The sequence below is a fragment of the Amycolatopsis sp. NPDC051758 genome, from assembly GCF_044453095.1.
In the GTDB taxonomy this organism is placed as follows: domain Bacteria; phylum Actinomycetota; class Actinomycetes; order Mycobacteriales; family Pseudonocardiaceae; genus Amycolatopsis.
The window spans coordinates 1,444,548-1,465,621 of record NZ_JBITCJ010000001.1 but is presented as its reverse complement, the minus strand read 5'-3'; the positions used below and the strand labels follow the sequence as shown (position 1 = coordinate 1,465,621).

The 21,074-nt window shown below is 70.3% G+C and carries 21 protein-coding genes; 16 read left to right on the top strand and 5 right to left on the bottom strand.

Annotation, left to right across the window (positions count from 1 at the left end):
- Nucleotides 1-32: 32 nt before the first annotated feature.
- Nucleotides 33-647, top strand: a complete 615-nt coding sequence (locus ACIA5G_RS07645) for a TetR/AcrR family transcriptional regulator (protein WP_395921369.1) — start codon at nt 33-35, stop codon at nt 645-647.
- Here the strand turns inward: ACIA5G_RS07645 and ACIA5G_RS07640 are convergent.
- Nucleotides 629-1,330 carry a FadR/GntR family transcriptional regulator gene (locus tag ACIA5G_RS07640; RefSeq protein ID WP_395921367.1) on the bottom strand — a complete coding sequence of 234 codons (702 nt, stop codon included), beginning with the start codon at nt 1,328-1,330 and terminating at the stop codon, nt 629-631. The genes ACIA5G_RS07645 and ACIA5G_RS07640 overlap by 19 nt on opposite strands.
- A gap of 157 nt (nt 1,331-1,487) precedes the next feature.
- Between ACIA5G_RS07640 and ACIA5G_RS07635 the strand changes: the two genes are divergently transcribed.
- The 4 genes from ACIA5G_RS07635 to ACIA5G_RS07620 are packed head-to-tail and all read left to right on the top strand — an operon-like array spanning nt 1,488 to nt 6,604.
- On the top strand, nt 1,488-2,786 hold the full coding sequence (locus tag ACIA5G_RS07635) for an ABC transporter substrate-binding protein (RefSeq protein ID WP_395921366.1): 1,299 nt from the start codon (nt 1,488-1,490) through the stop codon (nt 2,784-2,786).
- Nucleotide 2,787: 1 nt separating this feature from the next.
- Nucleotides 2,788-3,708: a carbohydrate ABC transporter permease gene (locus ACIA5G_RS07630; protein WP_395921365.1), complete on the top strand. Its 921-nt coding sequence runs from the start codon at nt 2,788-2,790 to the stop codon at nt 3,706-3,708.
- The gene (locus ACIA5G_RS07625) at nt 3,705-4,526 is read left to right on the top strand and encodes a carbohydrate ABC transporter permease (protein WP_395921364.1); all 822 of its coding nucleotides are present in this window, start codon (nt 3,705-3,707) and stop codon (nt 4,524-4,526) included. The genes ACIA5G_RS07630 and ACIA5G_RS07625 overlap by 4 nt, the downstream gene beginning before the upstream one ends.
- A gap of 14 nt (nt 4,527-4,540) precedes the next feature.
- Nucleotides 4,541-6,604 carry an alpha-galactosidase gene (locus ACIA5G_RS07620; RefSeq protein ID WP_395921363.1) on the top strand — a complete coding sequence of 688 codons (2,064 nt, stop codon included), beginning with the start codon at nt 4,541-4,543 and terminating at the stop codon, nt 6,602-6,604.
- Here ACIA5G_RS07620 and ACIA5G_RS07615 read toward each other — a convergent pair.
- The 3 genes from ACIA5G_RS07615 to ACIA5G_RS07605 are packed head-to-tail and all read right to left on the bottom strand — an operon-like array spanning nt 6,556 to nt 9,081.
- Complete coding sequence (locus ACIA5G_RS07615) at nt 6,556-7,560, bottom strand: lactonase family protein (RefSeq protein WP_395921362.1); 1,005 nt, start codon at nt 7,558-7,560, stop codon at nt 6,556-6,558. The two genes, ACIA5G_RS07620 and ACIA5G_RS07615, sit on opposite strands and share 49 nt — an antisense overlap.
- Nucleotides 7,553-8,170, bottom strand: coding sequence for a bifunctional 4-hydroxy-2-oxoglutarate aldolase/2-dehydro-3-deoxy-phosphogluconate aldolase (locus ACIA5G_RS07610; protein WP_395921361.1), 618 nt, complete (start codon nt 8,168-8,170; stop codon nt 7,553-7,555). Before ACIA5G_RS07610 ends, ACIA5G_RS07615 begins: the two co-directional genes overlap by 8 nt.
- Nucleotides 8,167-9,081 (bottom strand): sugar kinase, encoded by a 915-nt coding sequence (locus ACIA5G_RS07605; RefSeq protein ID WP_395921360.1) that lies wholly within the window; start codon nt 9,079-9,081, stop codon nt 8,167-8,169. The genes ACIA5G_RS07610 and ACIA5G_RS07605 overlap by 4 nt, the downstream gene beginning before the upstream one ends.
- A gap of 123 nt (nt 9,082-9,204) precedes the next feature.
- Here ACIA5G_RS07605 and ACIA5G_RS07600 point away from each other — a divergent pair, with 123 nt between their 5' ends.
- The 11 genes from ACIA5G_RS07600 to ACIA5G_RS07550 all read left to right on the top strand — a co-directional run bounded on the left by ACIA5G_RS07600 (nt 9,205) and on the right by ACIA5G_RS07550 (nt 20,355).
- Nucleotides 9,205-11,253 carry a hypothetical protein gene (locus tag ACIA5G_RS07600; protein ID WP_395921359.1) on the top strand — a complete coding sequence of 683 codons (2,049 nt, stop codon included), beginning with the start codon at nt 9,205-9,207 and terminating at the stop codon, nt 11,251-11,253.
- Nucleotides 11,254-11,267: 14 nt separating this feature from the next.
- Nucleotides 11,268-11,951 carry an SDR family NAD(P)-dependent oxidoreductase gene (locus tag ACIA5G_RS07595; protein WP_395921358.1) on the top strand — a complete coding sequence of 228 codons (684 nt, stop codon included), beginning with the start codon at nt 11,268-11,270 and terminating at the stop codon, nt 11,949-11,951.
- A gap of 13 nt (nt 11,952-11,964) precedes the next feature.
- Nucleotides 11,965-13,110: a galactonate dehydratase gene (dgoD, locus tag ACIA5G_RS07590; RefSeq protein WP_395921357.1), complete on the top strand. Its 1,146-nt coding sequence runs from the start codon at nt 11,965-11,967 to the stop codon at nt 13,108-13,110.
- Nucleotides 13,104-13,955 (top strand): DUF4380 domain-containing protein, encoded by an 852-nt coding sequence (locus ACIA5G_RS07585; protein ID WP_395921356.1) that lies wholly within the window; start codon nt 13,104-13,106, stop codon nt 13,953-13,955. The genes dgoD and ACIA5G_RS07585 overlap by 7 nt, the downstream gene beginning before the upstream one ends.
- 22 nt (nt 13,956-13,977) lie before the next feature.
- On the top strand, nt 13,978-15,405 hold the full coding sequence (purB, locus tag ACIA5G_RS07580) for an adenylosuccinate lyase (RefSeq protein ID WP_395921355.1): 1,428 nt from the start codon (nt 13,978-13,980) through the stop codon (nt 15,403-15,405).
- 150 nt (nt 15,406-15,555) lie between these two features.
- Nucleotides 15,556-16,380 (top strand): transporter substrate-binding domain-containing protein, encoded by an 825-nt coding sequence (locus tag ACIA5G_RS07575; RefSeq protein ID WP_395921354.1) that lies wholly within the window; start codon nt 15,556-15,558, stop codon nt 16,378-16,380.
- A gap of 1 nt (nt 16,381) precedes the next feature.
- Entirely contained in the window at nt 16,382-17,161 is a 780-nt protein-coding gene (locus ACIA5G_RS07570; RefSeq protein ID WP_395921353.1) for an ABC transporter substrate-binding protein, read from the top strand.
- Entirely contained in the window at nt 17,158-17,928 is a 771-nt protein-coding gene (locus tag ACIA5G_RS07565) for an ABC transporter substrate-binding protein (RefSeq protein WP_395921352.1), read from the top strand. Before ACIA5G_RS07570 ends, ACIA5G_RS07565 begins: the two co-directional genes overlap by 4 nt.
- On the top strand, nt 17,929-18,696 hold the full coding sequence (locus tag ACIA5G_RS07560) for an amino acid ABC transporter permease (RefSeq protein WP_395921351.1): 768 nt from the start codon (nt 17,929-17,931) through the stop codon (nt 18,694-18,696).
- Nucleotides 18,690-19,430, top strand: a complete 741-nt coding sequence (locus ACIA5G_RS07555) for an amino acid ABC transporter ATP-binding protein (RefSeq protein ID WP_395921350.1) — start codon at nt 18,690-18,692, stop codon at nt 19,428-19,430. Before ACIA5G_RS07560 ends, ACIA5G_RS07555 begins: the two co-directional genes overlap by 7 nt.
- Nucleotides 19,431-19,473: 43 nt before the next feature.
- Nucleotides 19,474-20,355 carry an MOSC domain-containing protein gene (locus ACIA5G_RS07550; protein ID WP_395921349.1) on the top strand — a complete coding sequence of 294 codons (882 nt, stop codon included), beginning with the start codon at nt 19,474-19,476 and terminating at the stop codon, nt 20,353-20,355.
- Here ACIA5G_RS07550 and ACIA5G_RS07545 read toward each other — a convergent pair.
- On the bottom strand, nt 20,238-21,044 hold the full coding sequence (locus tag ACIA5G_RS07545) for an S-adenosyl-l-methionine hydroxide adenosyltransferase family protein (RefSeq protein ID WP_395921348.1): 807 nt from the start codon (nt 21,042-21,044) through the stop codon (nt 20,238-20,240). The genes ACIA5G_RS07550 and ACIA5G_RS07545 overlap by 118 nt on opposite strands.
- Nucleotides 21,045-21,074: the final 30 nt, after the last annotated feature.

Sequence of the window (21,074 nt, the reverse complement as noted above, 5' to 3'; positions counted from 1 at the left end):
CCGGGTCCGCCCGGTTGGCAGAATGACCGGCCATGACCGCTGCGACCACTCCCAAGGGGGAGCGACGGCGCGCCGCGCTCGTCGAGGCCGCCGCGAAGCTGCTCGTCGAGGGCGGGTTCGACGCGGTGCGGCACCGGGCGGTGGCCGAGCGCGCGGGCCTGCCGCTCGCGTCCACGACGTACTACTTCGACTCGCTGGACGACCTGGTCACGGCGGCCGTCGAGCACCACTCGAACGCCGAGCTGGCGGCCGGGCGCGCGCGGCTGGAGGAGCTGGCGACCCGCAACCGCGGGGTCCAGGCGACCGTCGAGCTGGTGCTGGAGATGCTGCTCGGGCCGGAGAGCGGTGACCCGGAGGCCGACGCCGAGGCGGTGCTCCTGCGGTACGAGCGGCTGGTCGCGACCGGGCGCCGGGCGTACCTGCGGCCGTTGATGCGGACGCTGTCGGTCCAGCTCAACGAGCTGCTGACGGAGATCTTCGCGCGCTCGGGCACGCCGGTGAGCGACGCCGAGCTGGAGCGGCTGGTGGCCCTGGTCGACGGCGCGGTGGTCAACGCGCTGATCGCGGTCGACCCGGAGCCCCGCGCGGCCGCGGCCCGGATGCTGCAGACCGCCCTCGAGCCGGCCGGTCAGGACCGCGTGCGCTGAGCCTTCGCCAGGTCGTCGCGTGACTTCGTGACGAGGGCGAGCATCGCCTGCTCGGCCGCGGCCGGGTCACCCGCGACGATCGCGTCGAACACCTTCCGGTGACTCGGCACCGGATCCTCGGCCGCCGACGCGCCGTGCACCAGCTTGTCGCGCTCGGCCAGCCCGATCGCGATGATCCGTTCCATCCGCATCAGGAAGTTGTTGTGGGTGGCGGTCATCAGCCGCCGGTGGAACGCCAGGTCGGCCTGGACGCTCGCCTCGGCGTCGCCGGCCGCGGCCATGTCGGCCAGTGCCTCGCGCAGGGATTCGAGGTCTTCGTCCGACGCCCGTTCGGCGGCGATGCGTGCCGCGGCGGGCTCGACGACCGTGCGGACCTCGGTGAGCTCGTCGAGCAGGCCCGGGTCGTCGGCGGCCGCGGTCTGCCACCGCATGACGTCGGCGTCGAGCATGTTCCACGCCTCGCGCGGCTGGACGAACGTGCCGCGCTTCTGCCGGGCGTCGATCATGCCCTTCGCGGCCAGCACTTTGAGCGCTTCGCGCAGCGCGGTCAGGCTGATGTCGAGCTCTTCACGCAGCGCGGGCAGATCGAGAACGGTGCCCTCGCCCCACTCGTCGGAGAGGATCCGGCTGGCCAGTGCCTCCACGGTCTGGCCGTGCAACCCACGTGGCCGGTGTTCGGTCAATGGAGGGCCCTCTCAGCTGGCGGGGTGGCGGAAGGTCATCCTACGCTGCCCGCGTAGTCATCATAAATTATGAATACATCTTGACAGCGGCGTCGGCCGGTTGCACTCTTTGGCAGCAGTCACGCCCGTGCGGGCGCCAAGACAAAGGGGTCACGACATGACGAGTGCCGGCCTGTCCCGCCGTCGTTTCCTGCGCAACGCGAGCCTCGCCGGACTGGGCGCGATCGGGTCCAGCAGCTTCCTCGCCGCCTGCGCCACTTCCGCGTCCAACGGCCCGGTGAAGCAGGCCGCCGGCGCGGTCACCGTCCAGTCGAACCTGTCCTCGCCCGAGGCCAAGAAGGCGATCGAGGCGCTGGCCAAGGCGTTCGGCGAGAAGGGCGGCGCGACGGCGACGGTGAACACCGTGGCGTCGGAGACCTTCCGGACCCAGCTGCCCAGCTACCTCACCGCGGCCAACCCGCCGGACACCTTCACCTGGTACCCGGGTTCGCTGCTGTCCGGCTACGCGCGCAAGGGCCTGCTGCTCGACGTCGGCGACGTCTGGCAAACCATGGGCAACTACAGCGCGGCCTTCCGGTCGTTGTCCGGCGACGGCGCCGGGCACCAGGTCTTCGTCCCGACGTCGTACTACTGGTGGGGTTTCTTCTACCGGAAGTCGAACTTCGCGAAGTGGGGCGTGCAGCCGCCGACGAACTGGAGCGAGTTCCTCGCGCTGTGCGAAACGTTGAAGGGTAAGGGCATCGCGCCGATCGGCATGGGCGCCGGCGGCACCACGCCGTGGACCGCGTCGGCCTGGTTCGACTACCTGAACATCCGGATCAACGGCGCGCCGTTCCACCGCGAACTGCTGGCCGGCAAGCAGCACTTCGACGACCCGCGTGTCAAGAAGATCTTCGACCCGTGGCGCCAGGCGCTGCCCTACACCGACCCGAACGGCACCGCGATCGCGTTCCAGGACGCCACGACCGTGCTGCTCCAGGGCCGCACCGGGATGATCCTGACCGGCACGTTCTTCGCCGACGCCGCCCCGAAGGACGCCCTGGACGACCTCGACTTCTTCCAGTTCCCGATCCTCGACCCGGCGGTGCCGGTGGCCGAGGAGGGCCCGACCGACGGCTTCTTCGCCAGTGCGCGCACCCCGCACGTCGCCGAGGTCAAGGAGTGGTTCAAGTACGCCGCGACGGCCGAGGCGCAGGAGCTCTACATCAAGAACTCCTCCGGCACGGTGCTCCCGACCAACCCGGACGCCAAGGACAACGGCACGCCGCTGGTCCAAAAGGGACGGAAGCTGCTCGCCGACGCCAAGGAGATCACGCAGTTCTTCAACCGCGACTCCTCCGACGCGCTGCAGCCGACCGCCGACGCGGCGCTGATCCGGTTCATCCAGAAGCCGAACGAGCTCGACTCGATCCTGAGCGACTGGCAGACCGCCGCGCAGAAGGTCTGGCAGTCCTGAGATGGCGGTGCTGACCGCCAAGCGGCCCGATACGGCTTTCCTGGCTGCGAAACGCCGTCGTCGCCGGGTCTCGCCCGTGCTGCTGGCGTTCGTCCTGGTGCCCCTCGTGGTCGAGGGGTTCTGGGTGTTTTGGCCGGCGCTGCAGGGGTTCTACCTGTCGCTGACGAACTGGGACGGCGTCTCGGCGCCCGAGTTCGCCGGCTTCGGGAACTTCGCCGAGATGTTCTCGGACGACATCTTCAAGACGGCGGCGTTCGACACGGTGCTCTGGCTCGTGCTCTTCGGCGGCCTCTCGGCCGTCGGCGGGCTCGCGCTGGCCACGCTGCTGCAGAAGGAACGGCGCGGTGTCGGGTTCTACCGGGCCGCGATGTTCACGCCGGTGGTGTTTTCGCTGGTCGCGACGTCGCTGATCTGGCAGGTGATCTACCAGCCGGACGGCGTTTTCAACAAGGTGCTCGGCGCGATCGGGCTCGGCAGCTGGCAGCACGCCTGGCTCGCCGACCCGAAGACCGCGCTGTACGCGGTGCTCATTCCGGCGCTGTGGCGGCAGCTCGGCTACGTCATGGTGCTGTACCTGGCCGGGCTCAAGGGGATCGACCCGGCGCTGTACGAAGCGGCCAAATTGGACGGCGCGACGGCGTGGCAGCAGTTCCGCAACGTCACCTGGCCGCAGCTGCGCAGCGTCAACTCGGTGGTCCTCTCGGTGATCATCATCGACTCGCTGCGGTCGTTCGACGTCATCTGGTCGATGACGAAGGGCGGGCCGTACCACTCGTCCGAGGTGCTCAGCACGTACATGTACGCAACGGCGTTCCAGTCGCTGCGGCTCGGTTACGCGTCCGCGCTGGCCGTGGTGATCTTCGTGCTGGCGTTCGGCGTGATCGTGACCTACCTCGTGCGCGCTTTCCGGGAGGACTCGTGAGGAGGACACGGACAGCCGGGTTCCACCTGCTCGCGGGTGGGCTCTCGGTGCTGTGGCTGCTGCCGATCGTGCTCGTGCTGACGACGAGCGTCCGGACGTTCTCGGACATCGCGTCGAACGGTCTCGGTGCGCTGCCGGCCTCGTTCTCGCTCGACGGCTTCGACCAGGCGTGGGGTGAGGGCGGCGGCGGGCACGCGATGCTCAACAGCCTGATCGTGACGATCCCGACCGTGCTGCTGTCCTTGCTGCTCGCCTCGGCGGCCGCGTTCGCGCTCAGCCGGTACCAGATCCCGTTGCGCCGCACGATCATCCTGGTGATGCTGTCCGGCAACCTGCTGCCGCCGCAGATCCTGCTGGTGCCGGTGGCGAAGCTGTCGGAACTTTTGGGGATCTACGACACGCTGACCGCGCTGATCGTCGTGCAGGTCGGGTTCGGGCTCGGCTTCTACACGTTTGTGCTGCAGGGGTTCATGCGGTCCATCCCGGACGAGATCCAGCAGGCGGCGCTGATCGACGGCGCCGGTGTGGTGCAGATCTTCGCGCGGATCATCCTGCCGATGACCCGCCCGGCGCTGGCCGCGCTCGGCGCGCTGGCGTTCACCTGGACGTTCAACGACCTGCTGTGGTCGATCACCGTGCTGCGCACCGGCACGGTGATGCCGGTGACGCCGGCGCTGCTCGGCCTGCAGGGGCAGTACGTGTCCAACTGGAACGTGATCGCGGCGGGCTCGGTCATCGCGGCCGTGCCGACGGTTGCGGTGTTCCTGCGGTTCCAGAAGCACTTCATTTCGGGTCTGGCGATCGGGGCGATCAAGTGACGTGGACCGTGTCCATGAAGTCCACTTCGTACACCGTGGCGCTGGATCCCTCTTCTCGATGGGCCGAACTCGTCGCATGGGGGCCGTCCGGGATCGAGGACGGGCCGTCGGTGTTCTCCAACGCGGGCTCGGTGCACTTCATCACCGAGGCCGACGCGGCGCCGGCCGAGTACGCGCCGCTGGGCCTGCGCCCGTTCTCCGGGGCGGACGTTTCGGTCCGCGGCGGCTCGTGGTGGCGCTTCGACTCGGCCTCCCACGACGGCGACCTGCGGTTGACCTTTGTGGACGAGGTCGCGAGGTTGCGCGCGGTGCTGTGCTACCGCCCGGTGCCCGAGACCGACGTCCTGACCCGGTGGGTCGAGTTCACCAACTCTGGCGCGTCGACACTGGAGTTCGACCGGCTCGGCTCGGCGGGTGTGTGCGTCCCGACGGTGTCCGGCGCCCGGTTGACGTACCTGACCGGGCAGTGGTCGCAGGAGTTCACCCGCCGGTCGGTGCTGCTGCCCGCCGGCGGGTTCCGGATGGAGAGCCGGTTCGGCGTGCCGGGTCACGCGCACGTGCCGTGGCTGGCCGTGCAGGACGCTTCCGGTGGCCCGGCCTGGGGCGTCTCCTTGGAGTGGCCGGGTTCGTGGGAGATCTCCGCCGATGTCGAGCCGTCCGGGTTGACCCGCGTCCGGGCCGGGCGGCTGCCGTCACCGGGGCCGGTGCTGCTGGAACCCGGCGGCTCGCTGGTGACTCCGGCCGTCGCGCTGGCATCCAGTGTGGACGGTCTGTCCGGACTGGCTTCCGTGTGGCACGACTACGACCGGGTGCTGGCCGGTGCCCGCTGGCAGCGGCCGCGTCCGGTGCTCTACAACTCGTGGGAAGCAACCGGTTTCGACGTCCAAGGTGCTGCGCAGCTGGAGCTGGCGAAACGGGCGGCCGACCTCGGTGTGGAGCTGTTCGTGGTCGACGACGGCTGGTTCACCGGCCGCGACGACGACACCGGTGGCCTCGGCGACTGGACCCCGTCGGAAGCTTCGTTCGACGGCGATTTCGGCGCGTTCGTCTCTTCGGTGCGAGAGCTGGGTCTGGAGTTCGGGCTGTGGGTCGAGCCGGAGGCCGTCAGCCCGAAGTCAGAGCTGTACGCGTCGCATCCGGATTGGGTGTATCGGATCGACGGGCGGCCCGCGACGCTGGTCCGCAACCAGCTGCTGCTGGACCTGGGCCTCCCTGCGGTGGTCTCGTTCATCAAGTCCACTTTGGACGTCCTGCTGTACACGTACCCGATCTCGTACCTGAAGTGGGACATGAACCGCCCGCCGACCGAGCGCGGCCGGCCGGGCGCACCGCTCGCGGACCTGGACGCCGAGCACGTCGCGGGTTACCTGTCGGTGCTGGACCACCTGCGTGCGACGCACCCGCACGTGACGATCGAGGCGTGCGCGGGTGGCGGCGGCCGCACGGACCTGGCGACGGTCGCGCGCACCGACGTCGTCTGGCCGAGTGACAACACCGGGCCGGTGGACCGGCTGGCGATCCAGGACGGCTTCCTGCTGATGCACGCGCCGCACCTGATGAGCTCGTGGGTGACTGACTCGCCGGGCGTCTTCGACCCGCGTCCTCGCTCGTTGCGGTTCCGCTTCGTCACGGCGATGGCGGGCGTACTCGGGATCGGCGCGGACCTGTCCCGGTGGTCTCCGGAGCAGCACGCGGAGGCGGCTTCGCTGGTTTCTCTCTACAAGTCGATCCGCTCGGTGATCCACCACGGCGTGGCCCGCGTTCTGCACGGTCCTTCGGCTCCCACCGCGGCCACGCAGTACACGTCCGAGGACGGCGACACGGTGGTCGTGCTGGCCTGGAGCACAGGTTCGCTGACCGGAGCGCCGTTGGTCCCGGGCCGCTCCTCGCGCGTCCGCCTCTCAGTCGGCGCCCACGCGTCCTATGTGGACGAGTCGGGAGCCCGCTATTCAGGCGCGCACCTGAAGTACGCGGGCCTCCCGTTCGACTGGACCGCGGACCACGACGCGGACGTCGTGATCCTGCGACGTCAGGGCAGCGAGACCGGCAGCACGAAGGTCGGTGAGCCGGTCGGGTAGTGCCGCAGTTCCGCGTCGCCGGACGCGGTCAGGGTGAACGCCGTGACCGCGTCCGCCGACTGAGCCGCGACGTAACAAGTCCCGTCCACCAGGGCGAAGTGCCGCGGGTTCGCGCCGCACGGCTGGTCCGTCACCGCGGCCGCGTCGTCGAGGGCGAACTCTGTGATGCAGTCCGGGCCGCGGTTCGAGACGTACAGCCGCGAGCCGGTCAGCTCCAGGTGGGCCACCAGGTTCGGGGTCACCGAAGACAACGTCGACGGCGTCGAGGCCACCACGTCGAACGCGCCCGGTGACGTCTCGCGGACCGTGACCAGCGTCCCGGCCAGCTCACCGACCACGTAGGCCAGGTCGGTGCCCGGTCGCCGGACCAGCTGGCGCGGGCCGGTGCCCGGCGGGAGCGCGGAGACCGCCAGCGGCTCCAGTGAGCCGTCGGAAGACAGCGTGTAGCTGCGGATCTCGTCGGTGCCGAGATCGACCGCGCTCACCACCGTGCTGTCGGGCGAAGGCACGGCCATGTGGACGTGCGCCGCCTCTTGGCGATCGGCGTCCGGGCCGCTGCCGGTGTGCTGGACCAAGGCCGTCCGGGCCTCGATGGCGCCCGAAGCGGACAGCGAGAACACCGCCAGGCTGCCGCCGGTGTAGTTGGCGCACAACAGGAACCGGCCGTCCGGCGTCACCGCCAGGTGGCACGGGTGCGCGCCGCCGGTCTCCGCCTCGCCCAGGACCGACAACGCTCCGGCGTCCGAAAGAGCCAGCGCCGTCACACCGCCGGTCTCTGTCTCGTTCGCCGCGTAGAGCACCGGCAGCGACGGGTGCCGCGTCAGCCACGACGGCGACGTCATCGGCAGGTTCGCGACTTCCGTCAGCTCGCCGGTGGCCGACCGCGAGAACGTCGTGATCCCGGTGCCGTTCCCCGCATCACCGGTGTAGCTGCCGACGAAGACCAGTTCAGCCATGCGCGCTCCTCAACAGCGTGTCGACCCGGGCGGAGATCTCCGCGGTGGTGCCGCGGGTCAGCGCCGAGCCGACTCCGCAAGCCACCGCGCCCGCCGCCAGCCAGCGTGGCACGTCGTCCGGGCCGATGCCGCCGGTGGGTACCAACGGCGCCTGCGGTAGCGCCGCGCGTACATCCTTCACCCAGGACGGGCTCAGTGCCGAAGCCGGGAACACCTTCACCGCGTCGGCGCCTTCCTCCAGCGCCCGAACGATTTCCGTCACTGAGCCGGCGCCGGGGAACGCGGCCGCGCCGTACCGGTGAGCGGTACGGATCACCGCGCTGTCCACCGACGGTGACACGAGGAACCGCGCGCCCGCCCGGATGGCCAGCACCGCCGATGCCTCGTCGAGCACGGTGCCGGCTCCGATCGTCGCGTCCGGGTAGGCCGCGGTGAGCCCGGAGATCGCGTCCAGCGCGCCGGGGTTGGTCAGCGGCAGCTCGACCGAGTGCAGGCCGGCCTCCAAGACCGCGCGAGCTGCCTCCACAGCGGACTCCGCGTCGTGCGTGCGCACGATCCCGACGACGCCCTGGCGCAGCGCGTCCGCCGTGATTTCCCAGCGGTAGCTCATCGGTCCACCTCCGTGCCGATCAGTGCTTTGGTGAGTTCGCCCTGGTCGGGCAGGCCTTCGAGGTCGGTTCGGGTGCCGACGACCAGTGCCGCGCAGGCCGCGCCCGCAAGCAGCGCCTCGGCCGGTTTTGCGCCGCGCAGCCACGCCGAGAGGTACCCGGCCGTCAGCGCGTCACCCGCGCCGACCGGATCGACGACCCGCGTGACCAGGCTCGGCTGCGCCCACGACCCGTCCGCGGTCACTGCCCGCGCGATCTTGTCCCGCTGTTTGACGACCACTGTTTGCGCCCGGCCCGCGAGCAGCGTGTCCGGCGCCTGCCCGAGCAGCTCGAGTTCGTCTTCCCCGGCGAAGACGAGGTCCGCCCTGGTCAGCAGCGGCCCGACGGTCTCGCGCCAGCGGTCCGCGCTGCCGAGCTTCAGCCGGACGTTCGGGTCGAAGGACACCCAGGCGCCCGAAGCGCGCGCCAGCGTGAAGAGCGCTTCGACGGCTTCGCGTGCGTCAGGCGACAGCATCGCCGTGATGCCGGAGACATGGACGAGCCTCGCGCCGTCGAGGCCTGCTTCGCGCACGTACGCGGCTGAGAGGTGCGAAGCCGCGGAGCCGCTTCGGTGGTATTCGACGGTCTCGGTGTCCCGGATCAGGAAGCCGATGAAGCCCCCGGGATCCACCTCGACCCGCGAGACGTCGACGTCGTCCGCGCGCAGCGTCGCGAGGATCGAGGCGCCGGAAGGATCGTCGCCGACCCGGCTCAGCCAGCGGACGCGGTGCCCGAGCCGGGCCAGGCCGACCGCGACGTTCGTCTCGGCGCCGGCGACCGACGAGGTGAAGGTGTGCGCACGTCGCAGGGCGACGCCGGGCTCGGCGAGCAGCAGCCGCATCGCCTCGCCGAGAGTGACGACTTCGGTGTTCATCACCGACAGCATAGCGCGTGAAATCTTAATTTAGGATTTATTCTTGACGGAGGATCACGCGCCCCGGCATGCTGCTCCCCGGCTAGCTCGACGCTGTTTCATCGGAGAAGGGTGTCCAGCAACATGCTCCTGAAGAGATCCCTAGCGGTCGTAGCAGCGGCCGCGGCCGCGCTCACCGCGATCGCGATCCCCGCGCAAGCAACGCCGGCCGTGGACCAAGGCGCGCCCGACTATTACGACAGCGGTGTCGCGAAGACCCCGTACATGGGCTGGAACACCTACTACGGCCTCGGCGCGCCCAGTGAGGCGTCGGTGAAGTCCGTCGCGGACTTCCTCGTCTCCAGCGGCCTGCGCGACGCCGGCTACCGCTACGTCTGGATCGACGGCGGCTGGACCGCCCCGGACCCGCGTGACGCCCAGGGTAACCTCCTTGCGGACAGCGCGAAGTTCCCGAGTGGACTGTCCACTTTGGTCAAGTACTTGCACGACCGCCACCTGCTGGCCGGCATCTACACCGACGCGGGCGCCTCCGACGGCAAGAACTGCGCAGCCGGCTCCGGCGGTCACTACGAGCAGGACACCAAGCGGTTCGCGAACTGGAAGTTCGACGCCGTCAAGGTCGACTTTCTCTGCGGCATCGCCCAGAACCTCAAGCCCGCCGAGGCGTTCACGCAGTTCAGCCAGGCCCTGGCCAAGGCGGGCCGCCCGATGGTGCTGAACGTCTGCAACCCGGTCACCGACGAGTGGGGCACCCCGCACGGGCCCGACCAGGTCGCCGGCATCGCCTACACCTACGGCCCGCTCGTCGCCGACTCCTGGCGCACCAGCACGGACATCGCCTTCGGCACCCCGTACGAGGGGATCTGGAAGGACGTCCTGCGCAACATGGACGCCAACGCCGCGCACCCCGAGGCGAACGGGCCGGGCCACTACAACGACCCGGACTACCTGATCCCGATGCGCAAGACCGAGCAGGGCACCTACGAGCTGAACGAGGAGGAGTCGACCACCCAGTTCGTCATGTGGGCGGAGATGGCTTCCCCGCTGATCCTCGGCTCCGACCCGCGCACGCTGCCCGCGTCGATGCTGAAGACGTTGAAGAACCCGGAGATCATCGGCGTCAACCAGGACCGCCTCGGCACCCAGGGTGTTCGTGTCGCGACGAGCGGGACCACCGACACCTACAGCAAGGTCCTTTCTCCCGACGGCGACCGCTCGGTGGTCCTGCTCAACCGCGGTGAGACACCGGCGCAGATGACGCTGAACTTCGCGGACGCGGGCCTCAAGGGCCGGGTGTCCATTCGCGACCTCCGCGCTCGAGCCGACCGCGGCAGCGCAACCGGCTCGTACACGGTCACCGTGCCCGCGCACGGCACGGCGTTCCTGCGGCTGCACGGCACCGACCTCGTCCCGGGTGACGACCTCGGCGGCACCGCGTCGGCCAGCCCGGCCGTGGTCCGCACCGGTGGCAAGACCGTGGCGTTCTTCCGCGACCAGAGTGGCTCCCTCCAGGTCAAGGGCCTCGACGGGCCGCGTCAGGTGGGCGGTAAGTTCCTCGGCCAGCCCGCCGCGGTGGCCACGTCCACCGGCATCGACGTCTACGTCCGTGGTCTCGACAACGCCGCCTACCAGCGCACTTACCGGTACGGCCACTGGGGAGACTGGAAGCGGCTCGGCGGCACACTCACCGATTCGCCGTCCGTGACCAGCGACGGCACGCTGTTCGCACGCGGCGCCGACGGCCAGGTCTGGCAGCGGACCAGCGCCGGTCAGTGGTCCGGTCTCGGCGCGCCCGGCGGCAAGCCGATCTACGGCCGGCCCGGCGCGGCGACGTCCACGAGCGGCACGGTGGTCGCCGTCCGGACCGCCGACGACAGCGTCTGGGTCCGCACGAAGACCGGCGAGGGCTGGTCGGACTGGACGGGCATCGGCGGCACGGTCAGCAGCAGCCCCACGTTGGTCGCGGTCGGCGCGAGGGTTGCGCTCACCGCGTCCGCGAGCGACTACTCCCTGTGGGCCAACGACTGGTCCGGCTCCTGGGCGGGCTGGTTCAAGCGGCCGGAGTACCCGAGCGGGAGCATCGTGGGAACCCTCGGCGCGGCGTCCGACGGCGCGTCGCTGTGGTTCGCCGCCCGCGGGCCGGACGACCATGTGCACGTAGCGAAGTTCTAGGAACGGGAGAGGCGATGTCTGCGCGTACGGCGGTGGTGACCGGAGCGGCGTCCGGAATCGGGGCGGCAACGGCCCTGAAGCTGCTCGACGACGGCTACCGCGTGCTCGGCGTGGACATCGCCGAACTCCCCGGCGGTGTTGTCCCGATCCGGGGCGACGTCACCGACGAGGCGACCTGGGCCGGCATCGGCGAGGTCGACGCCCTGGTCAGCAACGCCTACGTGCCCAGCACCGGCCCGCTGCACGAACTCGACCTCGCCGGGTGGCGGCGCCAGCTCGAGGTCAACCTGACCGGCACGTACCTCGCCGTCCGGGCCTGCCTGCCCTCGCTGCGGGCCCGGCGCGGCGCGGTGGTGCTCGTCTCGTCGGTGCACGCGCACTTCGGCCTGCCGGGCCACCCCGCGTACGCCGCGAGCAAGGGCGCGCTGGTTGCGCTGGCCCGGCAGCTGGCCGTGGAATACGCCCCCGACGTGCGGGTCAACTCCGTGCTGCCGGGGCCGGTGCTGACCGAGGCCTGGAACCGGATCTCGCCGGCGGACCGCGAACGCAGCGCGCAGGCGACACCGGCCGGCCGCCTCGGCGAGCCGGGCGAAGTGGCGAACGTGATCGCCTTCCTGCTCTCGGACGCCGCGTCGTTCGTCACCGGGGCCGAGCTGACCGTCGACGGCGGCTGGTCCGCCGCCAAGGATTCCGCGTAGATGGGGGACATGGGTGAAGATCACCGGCATTGAAACGTTTCTGGTCGCCCCGCGCTGGCTGTTCCTCAAGGTCAGCACGGACGAGGGCATCAGCGGCTGGGGCGAGCCCGTGGTCGAGGGCCGCGCGGAGACCGTGCGTGCGGCGGTGCACGAAATGTCCGAGCTGCTGATCGGCCAGGATCCGCTGCGCATCGAGGACCACTGGCAGGTGCTGCGCCGCGGCGGCTTCTACCGCGGCGGCCCGGTGCTCTCCAGCGCGCTGTCCGGGTTCGACCACGCGCTGTGGGACATCGCCGGGAAGGTCCGCAACGCGCCGGTGCACGAGCTGCTCGGCGGCCCGGTCCGCGACCGCGTCCGGGTCTACAGCTGGGTCGGCGGTGACCGGCCCGCCGGCATCCGTGAAGCCGTGTCCGCGCAGGTCGAGGCTGGTTTCACCGCGGTGAAGATGAACGTCGCCGGCCCGCTGACCGCGATCGCGTCACCCGCCGAGGCGGACGCGGCGGTGGCCCGCGCCTGGGAAGCGCGGGAGGTGCTCGGCCCGCACCGCGACCTCGCGATCGACTTCCACGGCCGCGTCTCGCCCGCGATGGCCCGGCGGCTGGTCAAGCTCCTGGAAGACGTCCAGCCGCTGTTCGTCGAAGAGCCGATCCTGCCGGAGACGCAGGGCGACGCGCTGCGCAAGGTTGTCGAGGCGTCCACCGTGCCGATCGCGGTCGGTGAGCGGCTCTACTCGCGCTGGGAGTTCAAGCCGGTGCTCGACGCCGGCGTCGCGGTCCTCCAGCCGGACCCGTCCCACGCAGGCGGCATCTCCGAGCTGCGGCGGATCGGCGCGCTCGCCGAGATGTACGGCGCCTCGCTCGCACCGCACTGCCCCCTCGGCCCGATCTCGCTCGCCGCGTCACTGCAGGTCGCGTTCGCGACGCCGAACTTCCTGATCCAGGAGCAGAGCGTCGGCATGCACTACCACGAGGGCCACGAGCACGCCTACCTCACCGATCCGTCGATCTTCGCCTTCCAAGACGGTTACGCGGCCCGCCCGCTCGGGCCCGGCCTCGGCATCGAGGTCGACGAGGCCGCTGTCCGCCGCGCCGACGAGGTCGGCCACGCGTGGCGCTCGCCGGTGTGGCGCCACGACGACGGGGGCCTCGCCGAATGGTGACCTGGCTGGAGCGCGGCGACCTGCGGCTCGGCCTGGTGCCGGAACTGGGCGGCCGGCTGCTGTCGGTGCAGTATCGCGGCGTCGAGCTGCTCTGGCGCAACACCGACCTGCTCGACGACTCGCTGCACCTGCGCGACGGCGGTGTGTTCCGGCCCAACTCCGGGCGCATGGGCGACTGGGTCAACTACGGCGGGGACAAGACGTGGCCCGCGCCGCAGGGCTGGGATGGCCCGGACCAGTGGCCCGGCCCGCCCGACCCGGTGCTGGATTCGGGCCCGTACCTGGCCTACGTCAGCGACGACCTGGTCACCATGGTCAGCGGCGCGGACCCGCGCACCGGCCTGAAGTTCAGCCGCACGGTGGCCCTCACCGACGACGGTTACGAGCTGCGGCTGACCGCGAAGAACACCACCTCGCGACCGGTGCGGTGGGCCCTGTGGAACGTCACGCAGCTCCCCGGCGGCAGCCCGGTGACGGCCGGGCTCACCCGGCCCGACGTGGTGGCGCTGGTCGCCGGGACCGGCACCCCGGAGTACACAGTGGACGGTGACCGGCTGGTGGTCCCGCCCCAGGACGTCGTCGGCAAGCTCGGAGTGCCGGGCACCGCGGGCTGGGTCACGTACGGCCCGCTGACCCTGTCCTTCGACGTCGACCCCGCCGGCGAGTACCCGGACGAAGGCTCGCCGCTGGAGATCTGGCTGGAGCACCCGCTGCCGGCCCCGCTGGCCTCGCTGGGCGACCTCGACCCGCCCGCGCGAATCGTGGAGCTGGAGGTCCTCGGCCCGCTGACAACCCTGGCGCCGGGCACCTCGACCGGCCTGACCATCCGCGCCACGGTGGCCTGACCTGCACAGGTATCGTGAAGCCGTGACGGACAAGCCCCGCATTCCGAACGTGCTCGCCACCCGCTACGCCTCGGCGGAGCTGGTCTCCCTCTGGTCGCCGGAGCAGAAGGTCGTGCTGGAGCGTCAGCTCTGGCTCGCCGTCCTCAAGGCGCAGAAGGACCTCGGGGTCGAGGTGCCCGACGGTGTGGTCGAGGCCTACGAGCGTGTCCTCGAGGACGTTGACCTCGAGTCGATCGCCGCCCGCGAGCGCGTCACGCGGCACGACGTCAAGGCGCGGATCGAAGAGTTCAGCGCGCTCGCCGGCCACGAGCACATCCACAAGGGCATGACCTCGCGTGACCTCACCGAGAACGTCGAGCAGCTGCAGCAGCTCCGTTCGCTGGAGCTCATGCGGACCCGCGTCGCCGCCGTGCTGGCGCGGCTGGCCACCCTCGCCGTCGAGCACACCGACACCGTGATGGCCGGCCGCTCGCACAACGTCGCCGCGCAGGCCACCACCCTCGGCAAGCGGTTCGCCACGGCCGCCGACGAGCTGCTCGTCGCTTTCGAGCGGCTCGAAAACCTCATCGGCCGCTACCCGTTGCGCGGCATCAAGGGCCCGGTGGGCACCGCGCAGGACATGCTCGACCTGCTCGGCGACGAGTCCACTTTGGACGAGCTTGAGGACCGCGTGGTGCAGCACCTCGGCTTCAACCGGCGGTTCGTCAGCGTCGGCCAGGTGTACCCGCGCTCGCTCGACTTCGACGTGCTCTCCACCGTGGTCCAGGTCGCCGCCGCGCCGTCCAGCCTGGCCAAGACGATCCGGCTGATGGCCGGCCACGAGCTGGTCACCGAGGGTTTCAAGCCCGGCCAGGTCGGCTCGTCCGCCATGCCGCACAAGATGAACACCCGCTCGTGCGAGCGCGTGAACGGCCTCGCCGTCGTGCTGCGCGGCTACCTGTCGATGATCGGCGAGCTGGCCGGCGACCAGTGGAACGAGGGTGACGTCTCCGACTCCGTCGTCCGTCGCGTCGCGCTGCCGGACGCGTTCTTCGCGCTCGACGGCCTGCTGGAGACGTTCCTCACGGTGCTCGCCGAGTTCGGCGCCTTCCCGGCGGTGATCGAGCGTGAGCTGGATCGCTATCTGCCGTTCCTCACCACCACGAAGGTGCTCATGGCGTCGGTCCGCGCCGGTGTCGGACGTGAGACGGCCCACGAGGCGATCAAGGAGCACTCCGTCGCCGTCGCGCTGGAGATGCGGGAAGGTCGCGCCGAGAACGACCTGCTCGACCGGTTCGCGGCCGACAGCCGCATCCCGCTCGACCGCGGTGAGCTGGACAAGCTGCTCGCCGACCGGATTTCGTTCACCGGCACGGCCGGGCGCCAGGTGGCGCAGGTCGCCGAGCGCGTCGCGCAGGTGCTCGAGCGGTTCCCCGAGGCCGCGGGTTACGCGCCGCAGCCGATCCTGTGAGCTGACGCACCCGTCCACGGACTGGAACGAATCCACACGAACGGGCCAAATCCCTAATCTCGATCGCTGAACCCGGAGCGCCGGGCCGCCCATCCCGCGGCCTGGCGCGCATTCATCGTGCCTCGTGCGCGATCAACCATGGAAGAAGCGATGAGATCCACGCTGTCGAAAATCGCCGCCGTCGTCACCGCCGGCGCGCTGACGCTGACCCTGGCCGCGTGCGGCGGCTCGGACACCTCCGCCGCCGGCCAGACCCTGCGCGTCGGGACCCTGGGCGACGCCCCGCCGTCGATCTACCTGGAGAACGGCCGGTTCACCGGTTACGACAACGAGTTGCTGCGCGACATCGCGAAGCGTGAAGGCTTCGAGGTCGAGTTCGTCGGCACCGAGTTCTCCGGCCTGCTGGCCGGCGTCGCGACCGGCAAGTTCGACATCGGCAGCTCGACGATCTCCAGCACCGAAGCGCGCAAGAAGACCGTCGCCTTCTCCAACGGCTACAACACCGGCTTCACCACGGTCGTGACCGCGAAGGGCGCGAACCTCAAGGACGTCGCGACGCTGTCGGGCAAGCGCCTCGGCGTCGTCCAGGGCTCGGTGCAGGACGAGTTCGCGGGCAAGGTGGCGGGTGCCCAGGTCGTCCGCTTCCCGGACTACAACGCGGGTTTTGCGCAGCTGAAGAACGGCACGCTGGACGGCTGGGTCGTGCCGCAGGACATCGGCCAGAAGTACCTGGACCAGAACCCGGCGGTCCCGCTGGAGCTCGGCTACACGGTCGAGGACAAGGACACGCCGTCCGCGTTCGCCGTCGCCAAGAAGAACACGGACCTGCTGAAGAAGCTCAACGACGGCCTCGCCAAGGCGATCGCCGACGGGACGGTCGCGCGCATCTACGCGCAGTTCTACAAGAACACGCCGCTGTCCAAGGAACTCCAGCAGGGCGGGCCCGGCCTGCTCGTCACGAACCCGGGGGTCTGACGTGAAGAAGCTCGCACTCGCCGGCCTGGCCGCCGCCCTCGTCGCCACGCTCACCGCGTGCGGCGGCTCGGACACCGCTTCCTCGACCCTGCGCGTCGGCACCCTCAGCGACGCGCCGCCGAACATCTTCCTCAAGGACGGCAACTACACCGGCTTCGACAACGAGCTGCTCAAGGCCATCGCGGCCAAGCAGAACCTGAAGCTGGAGTTCGCCGCGACTGACTTCTCCGCGCTGCTCGGGCAGGTCGCGTCCGGCCGCTACGACATCGCCAGCTCGGCGATCGCCCAGACCGACGAGCGCAAGAAGACCGTCGACTTCTCCGCCGCCTACGACTTCGAAACCATGAGCATCCAGGCGAAGCAGGGCACGCCGGTCACCGACGAGAAGGGCCTGGCCGGCAAGCGGGTCGCCGTCATCCAGGCGACCGTCGGCGACCACTGGCTGACCAGCACGGTCCCCACCGCGCAGGCCGTGCGCTTCCCCGACTACGCGGCCGCGCTGACCGCGTTGAAGAGCGGCGCCGTCGACGCCTACATCCTCGACCAGAGCATCGCCGAGAAGAACGTGACCGACAACCCGGAGGCCAAGCTCGTTGTGGTGAAGAGCTTCGTCACCGACGTGCCGCACGGTTTCGCGGTGAAGAAGGGCAACACCGAGCTGCTCGGCAAGATCGACGATGGGCTCAAGCAGGTCATCGCCGACGGGACCTGGCTCAAGCTGCACCAGGAGTTCCTCCCGGCCGCCCCGGTGCCGGCCGGGTTCTCGGGAGGCGGGGCGTGAGGAAGACCATCGTCACGGCGCTCACCGCGACGCTGCTGGCCGCGCTCACCGCGTGCGGTGGTTCCGACAGCGGGTCGGACACCCTCCGCGTCGGCACGCTGAGCGACTCGAAACCGAACGCCTACCAGGAGAACGGCACCTTCACCGGGTTCGACAACGAACTGCTGAAGGCCATCGCGCAGCAGGAAGGCCTCAAGGTCGAGTTCGTCGCGACGGACTTCTCCTCGCTGCTCGGCCAGGTCGCGAACGGCACCTTCGACATCGGCAGCTCGGCCATCGCGCAGACGGACGCACGCCGGAAGACCGTCGGCTTCTCGGCGCCGTACAACTACCAGGCCCTCGGCATCGCGGCCAACGGAACGGCCGGCATCACCGACGAGAACTCCCTGGCCGGCAAGCGGATCGGCGTTGTCCAGGGCACCGTCTCGGACACCTGGCTGGCGTCGAACGCACCCACCGCACAGGCCGTCCGGTTCCCGAACGACGCCGCCGTCCTGAGCGCGCTCAAGTCCGGCGCCCTCAACGGTGCCGTGTTCGACCAGGCCACCGCCGAGGACTACGCGAAGAACAACGCCGGGCTCAAGGTGACCAAGGCGATCACCACGACCATCCCGCACGGGTTTGCGGTCAAGAAGGACAACACCGAGCTGATCGGCAAGATCAACAACGGCATCAAGAAGGTCGTCGCGGACGGCACCTGGCTCAAGGTGCACGACCGGTTCGAGCCCACCGCACCCGTTCCCGCCGATTTCAAGCCGGGGCCGTAGATGGACCAGTTCCTCGAGACCTTCCTCAACTGGGAGTACATCTGGCAGGTCTTCCCGGACCTGCTGAAGACCGGCCTGCTCAACACGCTGATCCTCGCGCTCACCTCCGCGCTGATCGGCACGGTGCTCGGCATGGTCGTCGCGGTGATGGGCCTGTCCACCAAGGCGTGGCTGCGCTGGCCGGCCCGCGTGTACACCGACGTCTTCCGCGGGCTCCCGGCGATCCTGACGATCCTCGTGATCGGCCAGGGCCTCGGCACACTCGCGCGCGACGTCGTCGGCACCAACCCGTACCCGCTGGGCATCCTGGCGCTGAGCCTGATCGCCGCCGCCTACATCGGCGAGATCTTCCGGTCCGGCATCCAGAGTGTCGAAAAAGGACAGCTGGAAGCCAGCCGCGCGCTGGGGATGAGTTACAGCAAGGCGATGCTGCTGGTCGTCATCCCGCAGGGTGTGCGACGCGTGCTGCCCGCGCTGGTGAACCAGTTCATCGCGCTGATCAAGGACTCCAGCCTGGTCTACTTCCTCGGCCTGCTGTCCGAGCAGCGCGAGCTGTTCCGGATCGGGCAGGACCTCGCGGCCAACACCGGCAACCTGTCACCGCTGGTCGCCGCCGGGTTCGTCTACCTGGTGATCACCGTGCCGCTGACGCACCTGGTCAACTACATCGACAAGAAGCTCCGGACCGGCCGCAAGGTGCGCGCCGACGAGCCGGACGAGACCGATCCGGTGGAGCTCGGCGCCGGAGGGAGGGTGAGCGCGTGGTGACGGCGGTGCGTTCGTCCAGTGTCGAACTCAAGGACATCCACGTGCGCTTCGGCACGCTGGAGGTCCTGCGCGGGGTCGACCTGAAGGTGGCGAGCGGGAAGACGACGTGCGTGATCGGCCCGTCCGGCTCGGGCAAGTCGACCCTCCTACGCTGCGTGAACCGCCTGCAGGAGCCCGATTCCGGCGACCTCCTGCTCGACGGCGAGTCGGTGATCCGGTCCGATCCGGACGCGCTGCGCCAGCGTGTCGGCATGGTGTTCCAGCACTTCAACCTGTTCGGCCACCGCAGCGTGCTGGACAACATCGTGCTGCCGCTGCGGAGCGTGAAGAAGCTCGGCAGGGAGGAAGCAACGGAAATCGCCCGCGCCCGCCTCGCCGAGGTCGGCCTCGCGGACAAGGCGCCGTACCGGCCGAGCGCGCTTTCCGGCGGTCAGCAGCAGCGCGTCGCGATCGCCAGGGCGCTGGCGATGGACCCCGAGGTGATGCTCTTCGACGAGGCCACCAGCGCCCTCGACCCCGAGCTGGTCAAGGGTGTCCTGAACCTGATGGCGGGCCTGGCCGAACGCGGGCTGACGCTCGTCGTCGTCACGCACGAAATGGGCTTCGCGCGCAGCGTGGCCGACGAGGTGGCCTTCATGGACGCCGGACGGATCGTCGAGCAGGGCTCGCCGGCCCGGATCTTCGACGAACCGCAGAGCCCACGACTGCAGCGGTTCCTCTCCCAGGTGCTGTGAAAACGGCGCGCTTCGGCGCCCGGGCCCCGGGTAGCCTGCGGGCATGGCGAGGATCACGCGGCTGACGTATTACCCGGTCAAGGGCTGTGCCGGCACTTCGGTCCCGGTCGCCGAGGTCGGCCCGGCCGGGCTGGCGCACGACCGCGTGTTCCAGGTTGTCGCCCCGGACGGCGACTTCCGCAGCCAGCGGCGCCACCCGGTCCTGGCGTCGGTCCGCCCGCGACTGTCCGGTCACAGGCTGACGCTGTCCGCGCCGGGCTTCGACGACCTCGTCCTCGACGTCCGGCCCGACGGCCCGAGGCACCCGGGCTCGACGTTCTCCTGGCACGGCACCGGAGTCCACCAGGGCGCCGAAGCCGCGGAGTGGTTCTCGGACCTCCTCGGCCTGCCGTCGGTGCTGATCGGAGTAGCACCGGACCACGAGCGTGTGACCAGCGGCGAGACACCGGGCACGGCCGCCTTCGCCGACGGGCACGCGCTGCTCGTCGCATCCGAGTCCTCTTTGGACGGTCTGAACGCACGCATCCTCGAACGGGGCGGCGAGCCGGTGCCGATGGACCGCTTCCGGCCCAACGTGATCGTCTCCGGCTGGATCGAACCGCACACCGAGGACGAAGTCCGCACGATGTCCGCGGGCACCGCAATGTTCGGCTACGCCAAGCAGTGCGTGCGCTGCACGGTGCCGATGGTCGACCAGGAGACCGGCCGAAAGGCCGGCCCCGAACCGATCCGCACACTCGCCGGCTACCGGCGTCACCCCGACGGCGGGGTGGTCTTCGGGATGAAGGCCGCGGTGCTGCGATCCGGTCAGGTCGCGGTGGGCGACGACGTGATCGTGCACTCCTGGGCAGGGCCGAGCCCGAGCACGGCGGCCGCGGAGCCGCCGTTGACCGCGACGGCCAGCCGTCCCGCTGAGTCGGTGTAGAGCACGCTCGCCCCGGCCGGGACGTCCGCGAAGGTCCGGCCGAGGACCGTGGTCACCGCGACCCGCTCGCTGTGCACGGAAACCGCGCCGGACAGGCCGGACAGCTCGAGGTCCGCCGGCGTCGCGGCCAGCTGGACGTTGCCGAAGTGGTCGACCGTCAGCACTTCCGACACCAGCTTGCCGGGGAACGCCGCCACGAAGGGCTCCGGCATCACGACCAGGTCGGCCACCGGATCGCCGAAGTCCGACGGCGCAACACCCAGTGCGAGGTGCGCGGCCGCGGGCGCGAAGACGTCCCGGCCGTGGAACGTCGCCGACGTGGCCGCCAGTCGCAGCGACGGCTCCGCCAGCTCGTACGCCGCCTGCACCCCGCCGAGCGCCTGTGCGGCCGGCAGCAGGAGGCCGTTGTCCGGCCCGACCAGCAGTCCGCCATCCGTGACGACGACCACCCCCAGCCGGTCGGTGCCCACACCCGGGTCGACGACGGCGACGTGCACCGCCTCGGGCAGGAACAGGACGGTCTGGGCCAGCGCCATGGCCCCGTGCCGGATCTCCTGGGGCGGCACTTCGTGCGTCACGTCGATCACCCGCACGGCGGGCGCGAGCCGTGCGATCACGCCGTGGCAGGCCGCCACGAAGCCGTCGCGGAGGCCGTAGTCGGTGGTCATCGAGACCCAGTCGTACGCCATGCCAGCATCATCCATGGTGGCGGAGCGTGC